Source organism: Myxococcus xanthus (assembly GCF_006402735.1).
Taxonomy (GTDB): domain Bacteria; phylum Myxococcota; class Myxococcia; order Myxococcales; family Myxococcaceae; genus Myxococcus; species Myxococcus xanthus_A.
This window is the reverse complement of sequence record NZ_CP017174.1, coordinates 1-18,716: the sequence shown is the minus strand read 5'-3', so window position 1 is coordinate 18,716 and position 18,716 is coordinate 1. Positions and strand designations below refer to the sequence as shown.

Here is an 18,716-nt window from a genome sequence, read left to right as displayed (position 1 = left end):
CTTTTTCTTCAACCAACTGATCTTACTTAGCTATTTCTCCTGTAAGGCGACTGTCGTGAGGAGATTTGCACTAAAAAGTGCGTGCGGCGCACTTGAGAGTGCAGTCGTTCAGGAGCCGAGCCTGGGCGCTTGCTTGTTGCGAAGTTCAAATGCGACCACGGCGAGCAGAGTCCGCCATACGGCGTTGTCCTGAAGTCCAGGATTCACGTTCGGTAGGAAGTCCCAGCCCATGCCTGAATGCACCTTGTCCGAGCCTAGCCCGGACGAAATGTTCGACTCCATTGGCACGGCGGGGAGCGAGTGCTCCAGGAGCGGGACGCGGCTTCGGCTGCGCTTCAGTACCTGTTCGTCCGGGATGGGGCGAACGCGGTGCTGACGGTCGTCTATGCGCCGTAGTGCGTGTACTCGAAGCCCTCGGAGTCGAACGCCCGTTCGACCGCCGTCACGTCTGCGTTCGTGCCCCCGCAGTCCTTGATGGCGCCCCGCCAGCGGGCGGACACGATGGTCTTCATCGTGTCGATGAGATGATGTGCGGCCTCTTTCGATAGCCGGAAGCGGCCGCACTCACTCAAGAGGTTCTGCCGGGTGGCACGGCGATGCTGCGTGCTACCGGCCTCCATGGCCAGGTGACGCTCCACGCTGACCTGAGGCAGTGGAGTCAGGTCATAGGCAGGTGAGAGGTGCCACGCGGCACCTGGCGCGATGAGCGCGTGGTTCCTCGGATGGTCGTCGATGTTCGAGATGAGGGCGTTGAACACCATCCGTGAGAACAACTCGCGGAGGTCCTCGTCCGGATTGCCAACCCACCGCTTCAGCTCATCCGCCAGCAGGATGTAGGACCACTTCGAACGGTCCTGCGGATTCTCGTCGGCACGCAAGACAGTCAGTGCGCTGACCATCCGGTGCCGGTGGTAACCGTCGTCGACGCGCTCCCGGTCGAACCGGCGGACGAGCAACACGTCCTGTCCCGCGACATGCGTGCGTTTGCTCACGGCGGCCCTCAGGCCGCACTCGCTGGCGAGCTTCAGCATGCCCCCTTCGACCGCCGCGTTGTTCCAGCGGTCACCTCGGGCCGGGAACTTGGCGACCCAGAGCCCCTCTTCATCCTCGACGACGTTCTTCGGCCGGGCGCCGCCCATGGAACTGCCGGGATTCACCAGGTCACTGACCTGGGGACCGGACAGCGGCAGCTCTTGTTCGACGCGCCTTGCTTCCTCGAGCAGGAGGTCCAGCCGGAGGACCTTGTTGAACTGATGGACGGGTGCGGGCGGCGTGGGACTGGTGCCGAATGACAGGGCTCCCGCACGGTCCTCGGGAGAGTTGAGGAGGAAGTCGACCTCGCTCAGGTCCGCGCGTCCCAACTGGCGCTCGATGACGCGGCGACCCCAGGCATCTGGAGATGAATCACGCAGGGAGCCGAAGATGCCGCCGAGTCTGGCTGTCTCGAAGGTGCCAGGGCGGAGTGGCAGCTCGAACTTCTCCAGTTCGACCGCGTGCGGGTTGGCCAGATAGCTCCGGCCATAGACGAAGCGCCCCACGCCGTCCTGTTGCAGGAAGCGCCCACAGGTGACGACGTCCATGGAACCCGGGAGTTGGATGTACACGTAGCAGCTTTGGTCTTCAGAAGTCCGCATCCAGGCCTTTCTTTAGACGCACCCGTTGCGGCTGCCGTGCCAGCTCCAACGTCTTGCCCTCCTCGTCGCGTTCCGGAGCGGCGAGGTTATCGAACTCCTGTTCGAGCCCCAGCGCCCAGAGGACCGTGAAGTAGGCACTAAGTCCCGTTGTGAGACTGCCCTCCTCGATTCGCTTGAGCGTGCCAGGGGCAAGCCCCGTCTTCTTCGCGAGATCCACCTGCCGCAATCCGCGCCGGATCCGAGCCCGCGCGATGTTCTGGCCCAGGCGTGTCGCCGCGCGGACCACCGCGAGAGGCGCCGTGTCGCTCGTCAGATTCTGTCGAGGCATTCTTCAATCTATTGAAGTTTGTTGGAGGTTAGAGTCAATAGATTGAAGAAACGGGCCGTCCGCCACCAAGGAATCGCTTGCCTGGTAGGCCTCGGTGTTCCGCATCCTGGACAGTCGTCTTCTTGTCTGGGAGACGACTGTCCCGCGCGGAAAGCCCATGCCTGAACCCACCCTGCCCGAGCCCGGCCCGGACGAAACGCTCGACTCCATCGGCACGGCGGGGGTGCGGGTGCTTCAGCGGCGGACGGGCTACCGCTTCACGCTGGACGCGGTGCTGCTGGCCCACTTCGCGGCCACCGAACGTGTCGACGAGTCCGGGCGGATGTTGGAGCTGGGCGCGGGCAGCGGCGTGGTGTCCTTCCTACTGGTGAAGCAGTTCGGCCTGGGGCCCGTGGATGCCCTGGAGCTCCAGCCCGCCGTTCATGCGCGGCTGATGCGCGCAGTGGTGCTCAACGGGTGCGAAGCGCAGGTCACCCCGCTGCTCGGGGACCTGCGACGGATCCGCGAACACGTGTCCGGCGGACAGTACGCCCACGTCGTGTCCAACCCGCCCTTCCGCCTGGCCGACGCGGGGGTTCGCAGCCCGGATGACGAACGGGCCGTGTCCAAGTCAGAGGTGGCGTGTGACGCGCCATCCGTCGTCGCCGCGGCACGGTATGCGTTGATGCCCGGCGGCGGCGTAAGCCTGGTGTACCCGGCCGCGCGCGTGGCCGAGGTGCTGGGCCTGCTGACCCAGGCGAAGCTCCACCCCACCGTGCTGCGCTTCGTCCACGCGCGCGTGGGAGGCCCGGCCACGCGCTTCCTGGTGCATGCCCTGCGAGACAGGGACCGGGGCCTCGCCGTGCGCCCGCCCCTCATCGTCCATGGCGAAGGGCCCGGGGGCTACTCCGCGGAGGTGGCGGCGTTGATGGATCCGCCACTGGCGGAGAGCCGCTGACAACCGCGCCGTCTCTCTACGGCGTGCCCGTGAGCGGCTTCGTGTTCGTCACCTGGATGCCGTGCTCCTCGGACGCGGTGACGAACAGCTCGTGGCCCGCGGGCACCGCCAGCGTCGAGCGCCGCAGCTTCCCGCCCACCGTGAAGTCCACCTCCAGCGCATGTTCCCCGGGTGGCACGTCGCGGAGGCTCAGGTTCGTCGCGTTGCTCGTGCCCCGGCGCTGCCCGTCCAGCGTCACGGTGCACGGCTTCGTGCAGCGCACGTGGACAAGGGAGGTCAATGCGACGCTCGCCTGGGGCTGCCTCGTCGCCTCCAGGTCCTTCTGCTCCGTGAGCGTCACGTGGCCCTTGGAGTCCCCCTGGATGGTGACTTCGGAGCCACCCGGTACCTCCACGTAGCCCACGAACTGCCGCCGGTTGAAGACGCCACCGCTGCCTTCCACGCGCCGCTGGCCAGGCGCCACGTCGCGGAACTCCCAGGTCCTGTTGTCCCGGCGGACCCCTCGCTTCCCATCGAGTAGCACCGTGCAGTCGTCCTGGCACTTCACGGTGGCCACGCTCGGCGCCTTCGACGTGGAGGCTGGCGCGGGAGGTCTCGGCTCGGCCCACTCCGGTGTGCCGGGCATGGTGGAGCTGCCGGGCTCGATGATGATGCGCTTGTTGCTGGCCAGGAAGACGTCCGCCGTCGCCACGTCCGGGATGACCACGAAGCTGCCGGCGAGCGGACGGCTCAGCACGCCCGTGGCGTCGAGCCTCCGGTTGCCCGGCGTGATGCCCTTGAACTCCCAGGTGGTGTCATTCACCCGGAACCCGTTCTTTCCATCCAGCACCACCGTGCACTTCTCCGTGCAGCGGACCCGGACGGCGACGCCGTCGACCGCGAGCGCCGGAGCAGACACCAACAACGACAGGGACAGGAGCGGCCAGCGGAGGGACATGACGGGGTGACTGCCTCGTACCAGTGGGTATTCACGCGGGGCCCGCCCCAGGGATGCGGGTCTAGTCCCGCTTCATGAGGCAGGCCCCTTGGGGCCGGCAGTATGCCCACCGGGCAAGCGAGGCGGAATCGCCGCGGCGTGCCATGCGCCCATGCCGGGCCCAACCTACCCAGGTTTCCGGCAACGGCCCCGGCCCATCCAAGGAGTGGCAGGTATGAACGTGGCGACCCTGACCAAGCAACCGAGCATCCTGAAGGCAGCGGCCCTGCTGCCCCCGCGCCTGTCGCTCGGGTCGACGATGTTGGTGCATGGCGTGTCCAAGCTCCGCCCCGAGGGCACCGCGCAACACGCGGGCTTGTTCGAGCAGTTGGGTTTCAAGCCAGGCAAGCCCTGGGTCATCGCCACGGGGATGGTGGAGCTGCTCGTGGGCGTGAGCTCCATCCTGGGCATCGCCACGCGCCCCGCCGCGCTGGCCGTCCTCGTCACGCAAGCCATCGCCGTGGCCAAGGTCCATGGCTCCAAGGGCTTCGACAACACGAAGGGCGGCTACGAGTTCAACCTGGCGCTGGGAGCCATCGCGCTCGGCCTGCTGCTGCGAGGCCCGGGTCCGCTCTCCGTCCACAGCGCCATCGAGCACCGGGTGAAGCGCAAGGAGCTGCGGCGGCTGCGGTTTCTGCCGCGCCAGCGCCGTCGTTCGGTGCTGCTCGACGTGCTGGGTTGAACCGAGGCCGCGCCGCGACACACATCCCATCACCCTGACCGATGAGGTGTGTGTCGCCTGTCCGGCTGCCAGGCAGGGCGAGGTCATCTCCCCTGTCACAGAATCCCAGGAGGGCCCCTAGAATGGCGGGACATGCCCTCGTCCGTCTTCCTCTTGATGGCGCTCGCCACCACGCCGGGTGCTGCTTCGGCGCGTGAGTCCGCCCCCGCCCAGCACGTCTCTCCCTCGCAAGGCCCCAACGCCGATTCGAGCTCTACCCAGGGCCCAGATTCCCAGGGCACTGCGCCCGCGCCGGAAACCGTCATCACGGACCTCAACGCCTACCCCCGCGCCGGTGACTCCGGCGCGGTGCTGGACCTGGGCCGTGCCGCCGCGGAGGCCGGTGCCGCCGCCCTGCGCGCCGCGGCCCTGGCCATGGGCAAGAGCGCCACTCCGCTGGCCGACCCGGACACGAGCTACGCCCGAGGCATGGAAGCCCTCCAAGCGAAGGACGCACCCACGGCCATCACCCAGCTGTCCGCCTGCGTGGAGGCCGCGCCCTCACGCGTGGACTGCCGCTGGGAGCTGGGCTGGGCGCACTCGATGGAGAACCAGTGGGCGGAGGCCTTTACCCAGTGGTCCGAGGTACAGAAGCTCCAGCCGGACCACCCGGACCTCGAGGGCGCGCTGGCTCAGGCCCGTGGGCAGGCCATGCTCCAGGCGAAGCTGTCGCAGGGGCCGCAGCTCATCAACCGCCCTCCCCCGCCGGCCGGCGCGAAGGTGCGCATCCGCGCGGTGGGTGACGTCATGCTGGGCACCACCGTGCCCGAAGGCCACCTGCCTCCCGATGGCGCGGGCAGCGTGATTGCCGGCGTGCGTCCGCTGCTGGAGGACGCGGACCTCACCTTCATCAACCTGGAAGGGCCGCTGTGCGACACGGGTGAGACGAAGAAGTGCCGCTCGTCGAGCAACTGCTACGCGTTCCGCTCGCCCACCGAGTACGGCCAGTACCTGAAGGAGGCCGGAGTGGACCTGGCGTCCACGGCCAACAACCACTCGGGTGACTTCGGCGAGGAGTGCCGCCGCGCGACGGAGTCCACGCTCGACGCGCTGGGCATCGCGTGGAGCGGCGCGCCGGGCACGGTGGCCACGGTGGAGCGCAATGGCCTGCTTATCGGCATGGTGGCGTTCCACACGTCGCCGTCGTGCAACCACCTCAACAACCTGACCACGGCGACGGGGCTGGTGCGCGTGGCCGCGGCCGAGCACGACATCGTCATCGTGTCGTTCCACGGCGGCGCGGAGGGCAGCAAGGCGCTGCACGTGCCCAAGGGCCGGGAGAAGTTCTACGGCGAGGACCGGGGCGATTTGCGTGCCTTCTCGCGCGCGGTGGTGGACGCGGGCGCGCACCTGGTCATCGGCCATGGTCCGCACGTGGTGCGTGGCATGGAGTTCTACAAGGGCCGGCTCATCGCCTACTCGCTGGGCAACTTCGCCACCTATGGCCGGTTCAACCTGCGCGGTCCGCAGGGCCTGGGCATGGTGCTGGAGGTCGAGCTGAACCGCGACGGCGACTTCACGTCGGGCCGCATCCTCCCCACGAAGCAGGTGGACAGGGGCATCGCCGTGCCGGACCCGAAGGGCGCCGTCATCAAGGCGGTCCGTGACCTCACCGCGGACGACTTCCCGGAGACGGGTGCGCGCATCTCCGACGACGGCACCGTGAAGGTCCGCGGCAAGGGCCCTGTCTCCTTGCTGGACCGTGCGCGGCGCTGACACGTCGTCTCGTGCGCACGGCGGCGTGTGGGTGCTTCACGGACCTCGAGCCCGGGCTGAAGCGCGGCTGCTGGATGTGTCCCAGCTTCCGTCATAGCGACTCAAAGCAACTGCCGGCCCCTACAGGCATGTCGCACGGCTCCGGGATACAAAGGTCCCTGCCGTGCGCGCCCTTCGACTGCCACGTCTCTCCTCGCTTCGCGCCTTCGACCACCCCGGCTACTTCGCGGTCTGGGTGGGAGCCCTGGTCTCCACCATCGGCACCTGGATGGAGACGGTGGCCATGGGCGTGTACGTCACCGAGGCCACGGGCCGCGCCGAGTGGACGGGTGGCATCGTCGCCCTCACCTTCCTTCCCGCCGTGGTGCTGTCGCCGGTGGGCGGCGCGCTCGCGGACCGTTTCGACCGTCGCGCCTACGTCGCGCTGGGCACGGTGGTGCAGTTGGTGCTCGCGGGCGTGTTGACGACGCTGGCCTTCACGCACCGGCTCAGCGTTCCCGTCGTGGCCGTCATTTCCTTCGTCCACGGCTGCGCCAGCACGCTCATCAATCCCGCCTTCGCGGCGATGCTCGCGGAGCTCGTGCCGCCCCGTGACTTGCACAGCGCCATGAGCCTCAACTCGGCGCAGTTCAACCTGGGGCGCATCATCGGTCCGGCGCTGGCCGCGCTGGTGCTGAGCATGGGTGGGACGTCCTGGGCGCTGCTCATCAACACGCTGTCCTTCGTCGCGGTGTTGGTGGCGCTGTCGCAGGTGAAGACGCTGACGCGGACGACGGCGAAGGCCACGCAGGGCCTGTGGCGGCAGATTGCCCACGGCTTCTCCGTGGCGCGGGGCGATTCGGAAATCTCGCTGATGCTGTGGGGCACGCTGCTGGTCGCGGCCCTGGTGGCGCCCTTCATCGGCCTGGTGCCGGTGTTCGCCATCCGCGTGTTCGGCCAGGGCGCGGCGGCCACGTCGCTGCTCGTCACCTGCCAGGGCGCGGGCGCGGTGACGGCGGCGTTGCTGGTGGGTACGCTCGTGGACAAGCTGGGCCAGCGCAAGCTGCTGGGCCTCGTGGCGATGTCCATTGGCGGCGTGTCCACGCTGTACTGGCTGTCGCCCACGCTGCAGGTGGCCGCCGCCGTCATCTTCGTGCTCGGCGCCAACTACATGATGCTGATGAGCGGGATGCACGCGTACTGCCAGTCGCGCGTGCCTCGTGAACTGCAGGCGCGCATGAGCAGCCTGTACAGCATGGTGCTCGGCGGCGCATACGCGGCGGGCGTGTGGGGCCTGGGCGCCCTGGCCGACCGGATGGGCGTGCGCTTCGTCACCGTGAGCGCCAGTGTGCTGTTCCTCGCGCTGGTGCTGACGCTGCGGCTGCTGCGCCCGCGGCGCTTCGACGGCGCCGGCGCGTAGACGAATCTTCCGGACCCGCGTCGAACGGCCTGCGCCCGCGCCTCCTTCGCTCTACAGACGTCTCTCCACCCCGAGGCGCCGGAGAAGTTCCACGCGGCGTTGATCGACTTCCTCGGGAAGTGACGCGGCGGTGGATGGCTCAGCTGTGGGCAACTTGGGGATGCCTCCGGGCGTCCCCACCTTCCTCGTGAGCCGGGCGGTCGGGCGTGCCCCCGGCCCTCCGCGGGGACCTTGGTGCGCAGGGAGCGCGCTCCGACATTCAGCTTCGGAGCGGTACCCACTTCGACGAGGAGCGCACCATGCCGAACAGGAAGTACGACCCGTACACGGGAGGCAAGGAGGCCGCGAAGAAGCCTCCCTATGCGCCGGACCGCGTGGAGCGGGGACTGGAAGCCGACGACACCCTGCCGCTGTACTCCGCGGACTCCATCCGCGACACCCGCGAGCAGAAGTTCGCCCTGGACAGTGACACCGAGGTGGGCGGCTACGTCCCCGACATCCGCAGCCCCATCGACGAGGCGGACGAACTGGAGCGCGAGCGCAGGGGCCGCGAGCGAGCCGAGGAGCGGCAGGTCTCCGACGAGGAAGACGAGGCGCGCAACCGCTGAGCCGCAGGGGAGGCCCGGACCTTCGGACCTCGTACCCCGTGAAACACCGGGCCGTGGCCCGCGAGCAATGTCTCGCCACCACGGCCCGGGATGACTGCCTGCGTGCTACTTCGCCGCGCGTGGCACCGGTGCTTCATCCGGCTCGATGGGCACCAGCTTGCCCAGGCCGAGCGGCGTCACCTGCTCCTGGATGGTCGCCGGGTCACCCACGAGGACAATCTGCATCATGGCCGGGTCCAGGTACTGCTCGGCCATGCGCTGCACCTCCGCGGCGCTGGCGTCGCGCAGGCCCTCCACGGTGCGGTTGAACTCGTCCAGCGGGCGGCGGGTGATGAAGAGCGCCGCGGCGCTGGCGCCCAGGCCCTCCACGGACTCGAAGGCGCCCGGGAAGGCGCGGATGAGGCCCTCGCGCGCGGCCTCCAGTTCCTCGGCGGTGATGGGCCGGTTCGTCAGGCCCGTCAGCTCGTTCATCACCTCGCTCAAGGCCGGGCCCGTCACGTCCTGGCGCACGGAGCTGTACGCGGTGAGCGGCCCCACGCCCAGGCGTGGAGAGAGGCTGGCGCCCGCGCCGTAGCTGTAGCCCTTGTTCTCCCGCAGGTTCATGTTGAGCCGGCTGCCGAAGAAGCCACCGAACACGGTGGTGGCCAGCTCCAGCGGATACTCGTCCGGGTTCCCCGCGGCGATGCCAGCGCGGCCCACCAGCAGCAGCGTCTGGTCCAGGCCCGGCTTGGGCACCACGTACACCTGCTGACGCGGCGGGGCCTTCGTGGCCGGCGGCGGCGGCGGCGGCGTGGCCTTGTTCTTCGACCAGCTGAAGTGCCGCTTCGCCAGGGCCACCCCTTCTTCCAGGCTGATGTCACCTGTGAGGATGATCGCCTGGGCCTTGGGGCCGGTGTGCTTCTGGTAGAAGCCCATCACGTCCGCCAGGGTGAGCGACTGCACGGACGCGGGCGTGCCGTCGGGGAGGTGCCCGTAGGGGTGCTGCAACCCGAACACGGCCTCCAGGTAGGCCATCTGCGCCAGCACGCCGGGCTGCCCCATCGCGCGCACCAGGTCCGCCAGCTGCTGCTTCTTGCGCCGCTCGAAGGCCTTGGGGCTGAAGGTGGGCCGCAGCACCACGTCCGACAGCAGGGCCATGGCCGCGTCCAGGTTGCGCGTCAGCACGCGCACGCCCACCTGCGCGCCGTCCGCCTGCACGTCCATGGCGGGTGACACACCCAGGTCGGCGAAGGCGTTGTCCAAGAGCACCGTGTCCCGCTTGCCCGCGCCTTCCAGCAGCATGCGGTACGTCAGCTCGGCGAGCCCTTCCTTGCCCTTGGGGTCCTGCGCGCTGCCCGCGGCGAAGGCCACGCCCGCGAACACGAGCGGCAGCTCCCGCCGCGTGCTCACCAGCACGGTGATGCCGTTGTCCAGCTTCGCGCTCTGGAAGGTGGGCAGCACCAGGTCCGGCGCCTTGCCGGGCTGGGGCGGCGTGGCGCGGAAGGACTCGGCGTCAGCCGTGGCTTCGGCCGGGGCCGCCTTCTCTCCCAGCGCGGGCGAGTCCGGATTGGCCGGCGCGGGCTTCGGGTTGCTGGCGCAGGAGGCCAGCGTGGTGACGAGCAGGGCGGAGAAGAGGCGGCGCATCAGTGGCGCTCCTTCGAGTCGAGGGGCGCCTGCCGGCGTGCGGGCGGCACCGCGTGGAGGATGACGCGCGCGCCGGGGCGCAGCGTGTCCTGGGCGAACTGCTTCACGGCTTCGGGCGTCACCGACTCGTAGCGAGCCAGGTCCTGGGCCACGTAGTTGGGCTCGCCGACGAAGTGGTTGTAGCTCTGGAGGACGTCCGCCTTGCCGCCGAAGCCGCCGACGGACTGGAGGCCGGCCAGCGTGCGCGTGTCGTAGCGCGTGCGGGCGCGGGCAATCTCCTCCGGGGTGATGCCCTGCTGGCGCACCTCGTCCAGCACCGCGTCCACCTCCTGGAGCAGCGTGTCCGTGGACACGCCGGGCCGCGCCACCACGTCCACGGAGAAGACGGACTGCGCGCCCTGGCTCTGCTGGGTGGCGCTGACGCTCTGGGCCAGCTCCTTGTCCAGCACCAGCCGGCGGTAGAGGCGGCTGGCCTTGCCGGTGGACAGCGCGGTGGCCAGCACGTCCGCGGTGGCGTCCCCTTCCTCCAGGTACGCGGGCGTGAGCCACTGGATGGACAAGAGCGGCAGCCGGGCCACGCGCTCCTCCTCGCGCAGCACCACGGGCGCGGTGAGGTTCACCGGCGCGACCTCCGGCCGCAGCGGCCGGGCGTGGCTGGGCAGCGTGCCGAAGTACTTCTCCACCAGCGCCTTCGTCTTCGCCACGTCGAAGTCACCGACGATGGCCAGCGTGGCGTTGGACGGCGCGTACCACTTGCGGAAGAAGTCCTTCACGTCGTCCACGTTGGCCGCGTTCAGGTCCTTCATCGAGCCGATGACGTCCCCGTGGTACGGGTGCGGCAGCGGGAAGAGCGCGTGCCACGCCTTCTCGCGGGCGGCGCCATACGGCGCGGTTTCAATGGATTCGCGCCGCTCGTTCTTCACCACCTCGCGCTGCGTCTCCAGCTTCTCCGGCGTGATGGCGTCGAGCAGGAAGCCCATGCGGTCGCTCTCCAGCCACAGCGCCGTCTCCAGGTGGTTGCTGGGGACGGTCTCGAAGTAGTTGGTGCGGTCGAAGCTGGTGGTGCCGTTGAGGTCGGTGGCGCCCAGCTGCTCCAGCCGGGCGATGTGGACGTCATCGGCCACGTTGCGCGAGCCCTGGAACATCATGTGCTCGAACAGGTGCGCGAAGCCGGTGCGGCCTGGTTGCTCGTGGTATGCGCCGACGTGGTACCAGATGTTGACGGCCACCACCGGCAGCTTCCGGTCCACGGAGAGGATGACCTCCAGGCCGTTGGGCAGCGCGTATTTCTCATACGAGATGGCGAGCGCCTCACGGCCGGGCTCCAGTGGCTTCGCCTCCTGGGGTGTCGGTGTCTGGGCAAGCGCCGGCAGCCCGCTGAACACGAGGGCTGCGGCGACGAGGGCCTTCATTCGGAACAAGGTGCCTCCGGGTCTCGATGCCAATGACTCACGTGACGCGCTTAGCACGCACGTCCGGTGCCGTGGGTAGGGAATGGTGGCGGGAAAGGACCCTGCCCCGGGATGTTGGTTCCTGGTCAGCATGAGAGACTGAAATCATGTCCGCCGAAGTCTCATCCGGTGCCCTGCCCCGCTGCGCCCTCCATCCGGATGCGCTCGCGGGTGCCACCTGCCAGCGCTGTGGCGGCTTCGTCTGCACCGCGTGCACAACGTGGGTGATGGGCCGGATGTACTGCCCTCCCTGCGCCGTGCGTCCGGAGGTGAACTACCTGGAGACCTTTCGGCTGGGGCTCTGGGGACGGAGGGACGGGAGCGCCTGGCTGGTGGGCGGCGTCACGGTGGTGCTCGTCGGGCTGGCACTGGTGGCGCTGATGGCCGGGGACGTCGGCACCACGCTGGCGTGCCTGGGCAGCGCGGGCGTGGGCGTGGCGTTCTTCCTGGGCATGCGGTGGGCGCGCATGGGCCTGCTCGCCATGCCCCTGCTGGCGATGCTGATCACCGCGCAGTCCCTGGGCGCGCCCGCGTTGCTGTTCTTCATTCCCCTCATGGTCGCGGTGAACGTCTTTCGCGACACACGCAGCCGGCTCTTCTTCCGCCTGGATGTCCCCGAGCGCGAGCTGCACCAGCTGTGGGACCTGCGGATCAACAACCCCCTTGCCCGGCATGCGCTGTCGCTGAGCGTGGGGTCGCTGTTCCTGCCCGTGTTCGCGCCGCTGCTCTCCTTCTTCGGGGTGTGGAGCGCGCTGACGTTCGTCTTCGCGGCCATGGCCATGCTCGCCCTCATCCTGGGCCTGGTGGCGCTGCGGCGGGTGGACCCGGAGGCGCGGCCGCCCATTGGCCGGCGTTGGGAGGCGCTCGGCGCGGTGTGCCTGGCACTGGTCGCGCTGGCGCTCTGGGGCGTGTTGCACCGGACTCGGATGGTGGAGCTGTTCGGCGGCGCGGTGGACTGACGGCGGCGGGAAGGTGCCGCCGGTGCATGGCTCGCTTCCCACCCTGTCGCCCCGGCGCGCGGGGGGCGGCCGGTGCCTGGGGGACATGGGGTGCCCACGCTCACGGAAGAGACCCAAAGCCCGACACCGGGGAGGCCACCGTCATGGCGAACATACGTGAGGAGCAGGGAGAGGCAGCGGAGGGCCGGAGCGCTACGCCCAGCCTCAAGGAGCAGCGCAGTGAGTCGCGAGCGGCGCAGACCTATGCGGTCTTCTTGAAGGACCTCGAAGCGAACGCGGGCGTCGTCCGCGGACTGGCGGAGAAGGCCGCGCAGTCCGTGCTGTGCCTGCTGGAGCAACGCCTGATGGATACCGAGGCGAAGCACCTGGAGGCCCAGCTTCCGCGGAAGGTGACGGACATGCTGAAGCGGTGTCCTCGGCACGAGGGCAAGGTCGCCCGGAAGTACAAGCTGGAGCAGTTCCTCGCCATGGTGGCCGAGGAGCTCGACACCACGCCCAACGAGGCCGAACGCCTGGCCCGGGCCGTGTTCCTCACGGTGCGCAATCACATCAGCGAGGGAGAGGCCGACGACGTCATGGGCCAGCTCCCCGCGGACCTGCGCTCGCTGTGGGTGCCCGAGGCCTGAACCGAGGAAAGGAATCGTGTGTGATGCAGAAGATTCAAGACGTGATGACGAAGGACCTCACGGTCATCAACGCGAAGGACTCATTGAAGGACGCCGCGCTGAAGATGCGCGAGCTGAGCGTGGGCCCGCTGCCCGTGTGCGACGGTGACCGGTTGATGGGCATCATCACCGACCGCGACATCGTGGTGCGCGCGGTGTCCCAGGGAAAGGACCCCAACAGCACGACGGTGGCGGAGGCGATGACGGGGCAGCTCGAATACGCCTTCGATGACGAGGACATCTCCGTGGTGGCGGAGAAGATGAAGGAGAAGAAGGTCCGCCGCATCCTCGTGCTCGACCGGGACAAGAAGCTGGTGGGGATTGTCGCGATGAGCGACCTGCTGGAGGCGCTGGCGGAGGAGGACGTCGGCGAGACCCTGGAGAGCATCTCTGAGGCCCCTCCCCCCGCTGCGCACTGAACGCAGGAATCCAGTGATAGTCTGCCTTCCTATTAAACATGGGAGGCGGCATCCATGTCGGTCGCGGGACGGAAGTGGAGTGCGCGGGCCAGTCAGGTCCGTGGAAGGACGCTGGCGCTGAGTGTGCTCACGCTGGCCACGCCAGCCTGGGCGGAGGTGCCCGACTACACCCTGGAGCTCCAGGCGCGGACCAACCTGCTGGGGAACGCGTCTGGCGCCTACAACGTGGCGCCGGGCAACCTGCTGGCGGGGAGTCTCCAGATCCCGCTGACCGACGATGGCCAGATTGCCTTCCGGTTGGCGATTACACCCGAGGGACGTCAGGCGGTGTGGTGGGGCCGGGATGGCGCGGGGCAGCGCATCTATGTGCTTCCTGACCTGGGCGAAGACGCTCGTCTCAGCGACCCGGGACTCAGATCCCAGAGCAATCTGATCTCCCATGGCAATCTGGCCTTCGCCGTCACCGGGGCTTCTTCGGCGAGCCAGAACGGCATCTACCGGTTGAATGTCGCCAGTCCGGACGACGTGCGCATCGAGCGCGCACCGATTGGCGCTTCGAACTGGAGCAGCTTGCAACTCAACGAAGCCGATGTGATTGGTTTTCGTGCGTCGTATGGCGGTGGAGGGCAGTCCTATTTCCTTCTGGGCTCGGGCTGGGCGGGCACCCTGGTCAGCGACAACATCGCCGACAGCTCGAGCCCCTATTCGTTCCTGTACTCACCGAGGCTGAACGACCAGGCTCAGATTGCCGGTGTGGTGGACCGCGCGTCCGGGTCCGCGGAGTTCTTCCAGGAGCTGCGCATCTTCAACGTGACCATCGAGTCGCAGCTCGTGGCGCAGACGCGCGGGCTCGACGCGAACTCACCGGTGTACCGCTTCGCGTCCGTGCAGCCGGCGTTCAACAACCAGGGGCAGGTGGCGTTCCTGGGGACGGCCCGGGACGCGTCCGAACGGAACGTCACGACGTTGTGGCTCTGGGATGGAACGGAGCTGCGGGTGATTGCCCAGGATGGCCTGGGGGAGATCCGGCAGTTGGAGTTCTTCCCGCCGGACATGAACGACCGTGGGCTCGTGGTCTTCCGGGCCATCGACGCCGCGAACCTGCGCGCGGTGTGGGTCAGTGATGGACAGGAGCTGAAGCGGGTCGTGAGCGAGCATGACATCGTGACCTCGGACCTGGGACCGGCGCGCATCGACCAGGAGACGCCGTCCAACCCAGTGTTCGCTGGCGCGCCCAGCATCAACGCGCGGTCGGATGTCGCGTTGGCCGCGGGGCTGGCTCCGCCGGATAACGACCAGGAGGAGTGGGGCACGGCCGTGTTCATCGCACGGGCTTCGTTCCCGCAGTCGGATGGCGGGACGGGCGAGGACCCAGACGGCGGAACCGATGGTGGCCCTGGTACGGACCCTGACGCGGGAACTGGCACGGATCCGGATGGCGGCCCGGGTGAGGACCCCGACGCGGGAACTGGCACGGATCCGGATGGCGGCCCGGGTGAGGACCCCGACGCGGGAACTGGCACGGATCCGGATGGCGGCCCGGGTGAGGACCCCGACGCGGGAACTGGCACGGATCCCGACGCGGGCACTGGCATGGATCCGGATGCGGGTCCGGGCGAGGAGCCCGGGCCCGACGGTGGCCCGTCGCAGGATGCAGGGACTCAGCCGCCGCCTCCTCCGGACGGTGGCTGCGGCTGCCAGTCCTCGTCTCCTTCCGCGCTACTCCCGTGGATGCTCGTGGGGCTGATGCGGGTCGTCGTGGGCCGTCGCCGCAAGGACACGTAGCACTCCGGCGTTGAACGGGGGTCGGGCGAACTCATCCGCCCGGCACCCCGCCCTACTCACCACCGAGCAGTGACGTCGCCATCGCCCGCACGTTCGCGGCCCCATCGTTGGCGGCCACATCGCGAAGCAAGGCCGCGGCGGGAGCCTCCACGGCTTGCAGGTGGCCCAGCAGCCGCACCACTTCGACGCGGACGCGCTCACTCCGCTCGGCGCGCAGCACCCGGGCCAGTGCTTCCAAGTGGGCGCCAGCGACCCGTTGAGAGACAGCCTTCACCGCGAGCGCACGAACCCTCGCGCTCGGGTCGTCGAGCATCACCTGGTCCAACAATGCATCCACCGCCGCGCCAGGAATGGCACGGAGCGCCTCCGTCGCCGCGCCACGCACGGATGCCTCCGGATGCACGAGCGCCGACTTCACGTAGGCCAGTCCCGCTGGAGCGCCAGCCCGGGCGAGGGCATCCAGACAGACTTCAGGCTCCAAAGTCCCCGAGCGACAGCGCCCCACGAGCCCCTCCACCAGCGCTTGGCTTCGGCCCGGCTCCGGCACCTCCAGCATCTTCGACAGCGCCCCCACCGACAGTGCCGCCGCGCGCCTCACGCCCGCGTCCCGCGTCGCCTCCAGCACACGCTCCAGCGCATCGCCCAGAAGCAGTGAAGGCCGTTCCATGCGCCCTATCACCCGCGCCGCGTGGGCCCGTGTCTTCGGACGAATCCGTTCCCCCTCCAACACGGACACCAGCGCCCGCTGCGTCTCGGGCGTCCCCGCGCTGGCCAGCGCCTCCAGCATCTGCTCGGAGCGCACCTCGTCCGCGGAGCCCTGACGAATCAGCGCCACGGCCCGATCCACTTCCGCCAGATTCTGTCGGAACAAGGCCGTCAGTCGCAGCCGCGCCGTGTCCAGGTCCTCGCGCTTCGCCAGCGCCCGCAGCAAGTCATCCAGCTTCGCCCCCTTCACGAGCTGCCTGTCCCGCGCCTCCAGCGAAGCCTCCTCCATGCCGGCCGAATCCGTGAGCCGCTCCGACCGCAACGTCGCCCGCGTGGCCTCAAACGGCCTCAGCGACGAGAGCCGGTAGTCTACGCCCACGTTGGTCAACGCGACCCGCGTCTCCTCGCGGATGCGAGGGAGCCCCGTGCCGCCTCCGCCCAGCTCCACCACCTCCGAGCCCGTCGCCTCCTTCACGTGCCCATCCGCGAACAGGGTGAAGTCCAGGTGCCCTTGCAGCCGTGGAAGCACCGCCGAGCCAGAGCGCAGATAGCGCCGCTTCGTCTTCACGTAGGTGTTCGCGCTGCCACCCGCGCGGTACACGGCTTCGAGGTCACCGCGCGAGTCCGGCTCCTCGGTGCTCCAGCGGGGGCCGTCCTCCGCCACGAACTGCGTCGACGCGAGCAGCAGGCGCACGAGCCTCCGCGCCGTCGCGTCCTGCGCCGCATCGAAGTGCACGGCCATCAGTCGGCCCCGAACGTCCTGGCCCACGTACACCGGCCGCTCGAACATGACTTGGAGCGCCCGCAGCGCCGCGTCACCGGGCAGCGGCGTCTCACCGGCTTCCACGTCCAGCCGCGTGGGCACGAGGTGGCAGGAGAACAGGCGCTGTTCACCCTCCGCGCCCAGGTAGGTGAGCTCGAGCAGGCCGCTCCATCCGGTGTGCAGGGACTCCCGCGCGCCAGCCGAAAGATCCGTGTGGGTCCGGAGGTCCAGGTCGAACGTGTAACGAAGCCGGTGGCCCACGACGAGCACCCGCTCCCGCCCCTTCACGCCCGGGAGGTTCTCCTCGGGCGCCAGGGTGGGGGCTTCGTCATCCAGGGCCTGTGAAACAGCCGGCGGTGTCTCAGCGGGAGCCGGCGTCCGAGAAGTCTGGCCCGCACGCCACAGCGCGGCGGCCGTGAGCACGGCGAGCAGCAGGACCAGGCTCTTCACGCGCGGGCTCACTCCCCCGAATACGCGCCCGAGCGTCAATCCTGGCTGCGCGTCAGCCGGACACGGCCCGTTTCACGCGGACGTACACCTGCGCGCGTCATGGCGTGTCGTCCGACATGAAACAAAGGCACGGCTGCTTCAGGGATTGCCGAGCTTCAATTCCAGCTCCGCCAGCTCGCGCTGCACGGTGGCGTCCGTCATGCGGAGGCCTTCCACCTTGCGCACCGCGGAGATGACGGTGGAGTGGTCCTTGCTGAAGCGCGCGGCGATTTCCGGGAAGGAGCTCTTCGTCAGCTTGCGGCTGAGGTACATGGCCACCTGTCGCGCATGGGCCAGGGCCTTGTGCCGGCGGTCTTCCTTCAGCGACTCCACCGTGACTTTGTAGAAGCGGGCCACCTCGCGCTGGATGGACTCCACGTCCACCGCGCTGTGGGCGGGGAGGATGTCGCGCAGCACCTGGGACGCGAAATCCTCCGTCACCGGCTGGCGCGTCAGGCTGTGCACCGCGGACAGCTTCACCAGCGCGCCTTCCAGCTCGCGCACGTTCTTCTGGATGTGCTTGGCGATGAAGTGCGCCACCGAGTCCGGGAGGTCCAGACCTTCGGCCACGGCCTTCTTCTGGAGGATGGCCACCCGCGTCTCGTAGGTGGGCTCGCGGATGTCCGTCATCAGCCCCATGGCGAAGCGGCTGCGCAGCCGGTCCTCCAGGCCCGGAATCTCCGCGGGCACGGTGTCGCTGGTGAGGACGATGGCCTTGTTCATCTCGTAGAGCGTGTTGAAGGTGTAGAAGAACTCCTTCTGCGTCTCCTCACGCTTGCCGAGGAACTGGATGTCGTCGAGGAGGAGCACGTCGCACTCCTCACGGAACTTCCGGCGGAAGTCCCCCATGCGGTGCTCGCGGACGCTCTCCACGTACTCGTTGGTGAACTGCTCGCTGGAGAGGAACACCACGCGCTGGGACGGATCCCGCTCCCAGATGAGGTTGCCCACCGCCTGGAGCAGGTGCGTCTTGCCCAGGCCCGTGCCGCCGTAGATGTAGAGCGGGTTGTAGTGGTGGCCCGGCTTGTCGGCCACGGCCTGCGCCGCGGCGGCCGGGAGCTGGTTGCTGTCCGCCACCACGAAGGTGTCGAAGGTGAAGCGCGCGTTCAGCCGGCCCGGGCGCGTGGCGCTCGCCTTGACTGAGGGTGTGGGTGGAAAATGCGGGTCCGGCTCCAGGCCCTCCACCACCTCATAGGCGATGGAGGTCAGGCCCTCCCCCATCCGCGCGAGCTGGACATCCAGCATGGGGCGGTAGTGGTCATCCACCCAGTCGCGGAAGAAGCGGTCCGGAACGCCCATCACCAGGGCGCCGTCACGCACCTCCAGCGGGCGCATCCGCTCCAGCCATCTCAGCGCGTAGTCGAACTTCTCCTGGCGGATGGCATCCAGCATCCGAGCCCAGAGAATTCCAGCACTTGGGAAGGGGGTAGCGGCTTGGGCGAGGGCGTTCACGCGTGTCTCAAACGTGCAGAAGCAGGGGGAAAACGAGGCGTTCGGCGGTGCTAACAGACGGTTCCTGGTGGATCAAGCAACCGGCC

The 18,716-nt window shown here is 68.8% G+C and carries 16 protein-coding genes; 9 read left to right on the top strand and 7 right to left on the bottom strand.

Annotation, left to right across the window (positions count from 1 at the left end; all coding sequences use genetic code 11):
- Nucleotides 1-383: 383 nt before the first annotated feature.
- Both BHS09_RS00080 and BHS09_RS00075 read right to left on the bottom strand, forming a co-directional pair.
- Nucleotides 384-1,634, bottom strand: a complete 1,251-nt coding sequence (locus tag BHS09_RS00080) for a type II toxin-antitoxin system HipA family toxin (protein ID WP_237080092.1) — start codon at nucleotides 1,632-1,634, stop codon at nucleotides 384-386.
- Nucleotides 1,621-1,962 carry a helix-turn-helix domain-containing protein gene (locus BHS09_RS00075; protein WP_140786510.1) on the bottom strand — a complete coding sequence of 114 codons (342 nt, stop codon included), beginning with the start codon at nucleotides 1,960-1,962 and terminating at the stop codon, nucleotides 1,621-1,623. The genes BHS09_RS00080 and BHS09_RS00075 overlap by 14 nt, the downstream gene beginning before the upstream one ends.
- A gap of 157 nt (nucleotides 1,963-2,119) precedes the next feature.
- Here BHS09_RS00075 and BHS09_RS00070 point away from each other — a divergent pair, with 157 nt between their 5' ends.
- Nucleotides 2,120-2,899 (top strand): tRNA1(Val) (adenine(37)-N6)-methyltransferase, encoded by a 780-nt coding sequence (locus tag BHS09_RS00070; protein ID WP_140796835.1) that lies wholly within the window; start codon nucleotides 2,120-2,122, stop codon nucleotides 2,897-2,899.
- Nucleotides 2,900-2,915: 16 nt separating this feature from the next.
- Here BHS09_RS00070 and BHS09_RS00065 read toward each other — a convergent pair whose 3' ends face one another.
- On the bottom strand, nucleotides 2,916-3,836 hold the full coding sequence (locus tag BHS09_RS00065) for a hypothetical protein (RefSeq protein ID WP_174260470.1): 921 nt from the start codon (nucleotides 3,834-3,836) through the stop codon (nucleotides 2,916-2,918).
- 214 nt (nucleotides 3,837-4,050) lie between these two features.
- On the opposite strand from BHS09_RS00065, the gene BHS09_RS00060 reads away from it, so the two are divergent.
- From BHS09_RS00060 to BHS09_RS00045, 4 genes are all read left to right on the top strand, one after another.
- A complete protein-coding gene (locus BHS09_RS00060) occupies nucleotides 4,051-4,557 on the top strand; it encodes a DoxX family protein (RefSeq protein WP_174260469.1) in 507 nt (168 codons plus the stop codon).
- A 132-nt stretch (nucleotides 4,558-4,689) separates the two neighbouring features.
- On the top strand, nucleotides 4,690-6,312 hold the full coding sequence (locus tag BHS09_RS00055) for a CapA family protein (protein ID WP_140786507.1): 1,623 nt from the start codon (nucleotides 4,690-4,692) through the stop codon (nucleotides 6,310-6,312).
- A gap of 163 nt (nucleotides 6,313-6,475) precedes the next feature.
- Nucleotides 6,476-7,711, top strand: a complete 1,236-nt coding sequence (locus BHS09_RS00050) for an MFS transporter (RefSeq protein ID WP_140796833.1) — start codon at nucleotides 6,476-6,478, stop codon at nucleotides 7,709-7,711.
- A gap of 299 nt (nucleotides 7,712-8,010) precedes the next feature.
- Complete coding sequence (locus BHS09_RS00045; protein WP_140786505.1) at nucleotides 8,011-8,319, top strand: hypothetical protein; 309 nt, start codon at nucleotides 8,011-8,013, stop codon at nucleotides 8,317-8,319.
- 105 nt (nucleotides 8,320-8,424) lie between these two features.
- Here the strand turns inward: BHS09_RS00045 and BHS09_RS00040 are convergent, their stop codons facing one another.
- Together BHS09_RS00040 and BHS09_RS00035 are read right to left on the bottom strand one after the other, a co-directional pair.
- Entirely contained in the window at nucleotides 8,425-9,942 is a 1,518-nt protein-coding gene (locus tag BHS09_RS00040) for a M16 family metallopeptidase (protein ID WP_140796832.1), read from the bottom strand.
- A complete protein-coding gene (locus tag BHS09_RS00035; RefSeq protein WP_140786503.1) occupies nucleotides 9,942-11,354 on the bottom strand; it encodes a M16 family metallopeptidase in 1,413 nt (470 codons plus the stop codon). The genes BHS09_RS00040 and BHS09_RS00035 overlap by 1 nt, the downstream gene beginning before the upstream one ends.
- A gap of 146 nt (nucleotides 11,355-11,500) precedes the next feature.
- Here BHS09_RS00035 and BHS09_RS00030 point away from each other — a divergent pair, with 146 nt between their 5' ends.
- From BHS09_RS00030 to BHS09_RS00015, 4 genes are all read left to right on the top strand, one after another.
- Nucleotides 11,501-12,352: a DUF4175 domain-containing protein gene (locus BHS09_RS00030; RefSeq protein ID WP_140796831.1), complete on the top strand. Its 852-nt coding sequence runs from the start codon at nucleotides 11,501-11,503 to the stop codon at nucleotides 12,350-12,352.
- A gap of 143 nt (nucleotides 12,353-12,495) precedes the next feature.
- Nucleotides 12,496-12,978, top strand: coding sequence for a DUF2267 domain-containing protein (locus BHS09_RS00025; RefSeq protein WP_140786501.1), 483 nt, complete (start codon nucleotides 12,496-12,498; stop codon nucleotides 12,976-12,978).
- A 23-nt stretch (nucleotides 12,979-13,001) separates the two neighbouring features.
- Nucleotides 13,002-13,436, top strand: a complete 435-nt coding sequence (locus BHS09_RS00020; RefSeq protein ID WP_237077885.1) for a CBS domain-containing protein — start codon at nucleotides 13,002-13,004, stop codon at nucleotides 13,434-13,436.
- A 54-nt stretch (nucleotides 13,437-13,490) separates the two neighbouring features.
- A complete protein-coding gene (locus tag BHS09_RS00015; protein ID WP_140796830.1) occupies nucleotides 13,491-15,221 on the top strand; it encodes an MXAN_5453 family MXYO-CTERM-anchored protein in 1,731 nt (576 codons plus the stop codon).
- 52 nt (nucleotides 15,222-15,273) lie between these two features.
- Here the strand turns inward: BHS09_RS00015 and BHS09_RS00010 are convergent, their stop codons facing one another.
- Both BHS09_RS00010 and dnaA read right to left on the bottom strand, forming a co-directional pair.
- A complete protein-coding gene (locus BHS09_RS00010; RefSeq protein WP_237080091.1) occupies nucleotides 15,274-17,139 on the bottom strand; it encodes a HEAT repeat domain-containing protein in 1,866 nt (621 codons plus the stop codon).
- Between the two features lie 138 nt (nucleotides 17,140-17,277).
- Nucleotides 17,278-18,630 (bottom strand): chromosomal replication initiator protein DnaA, encoded by a 1,353-nt coding sequence (gene dnaA, locus BHS09_RS00005; RefSeq protein ID WP_140786498.1) that lies wholly within the window; start codon nucleotides 18,628-18,630, stop codon nucleotides 17,278-17,280.
- Nucleotides 18,631-18,716 lie beyond the last annotated feature (86 nt).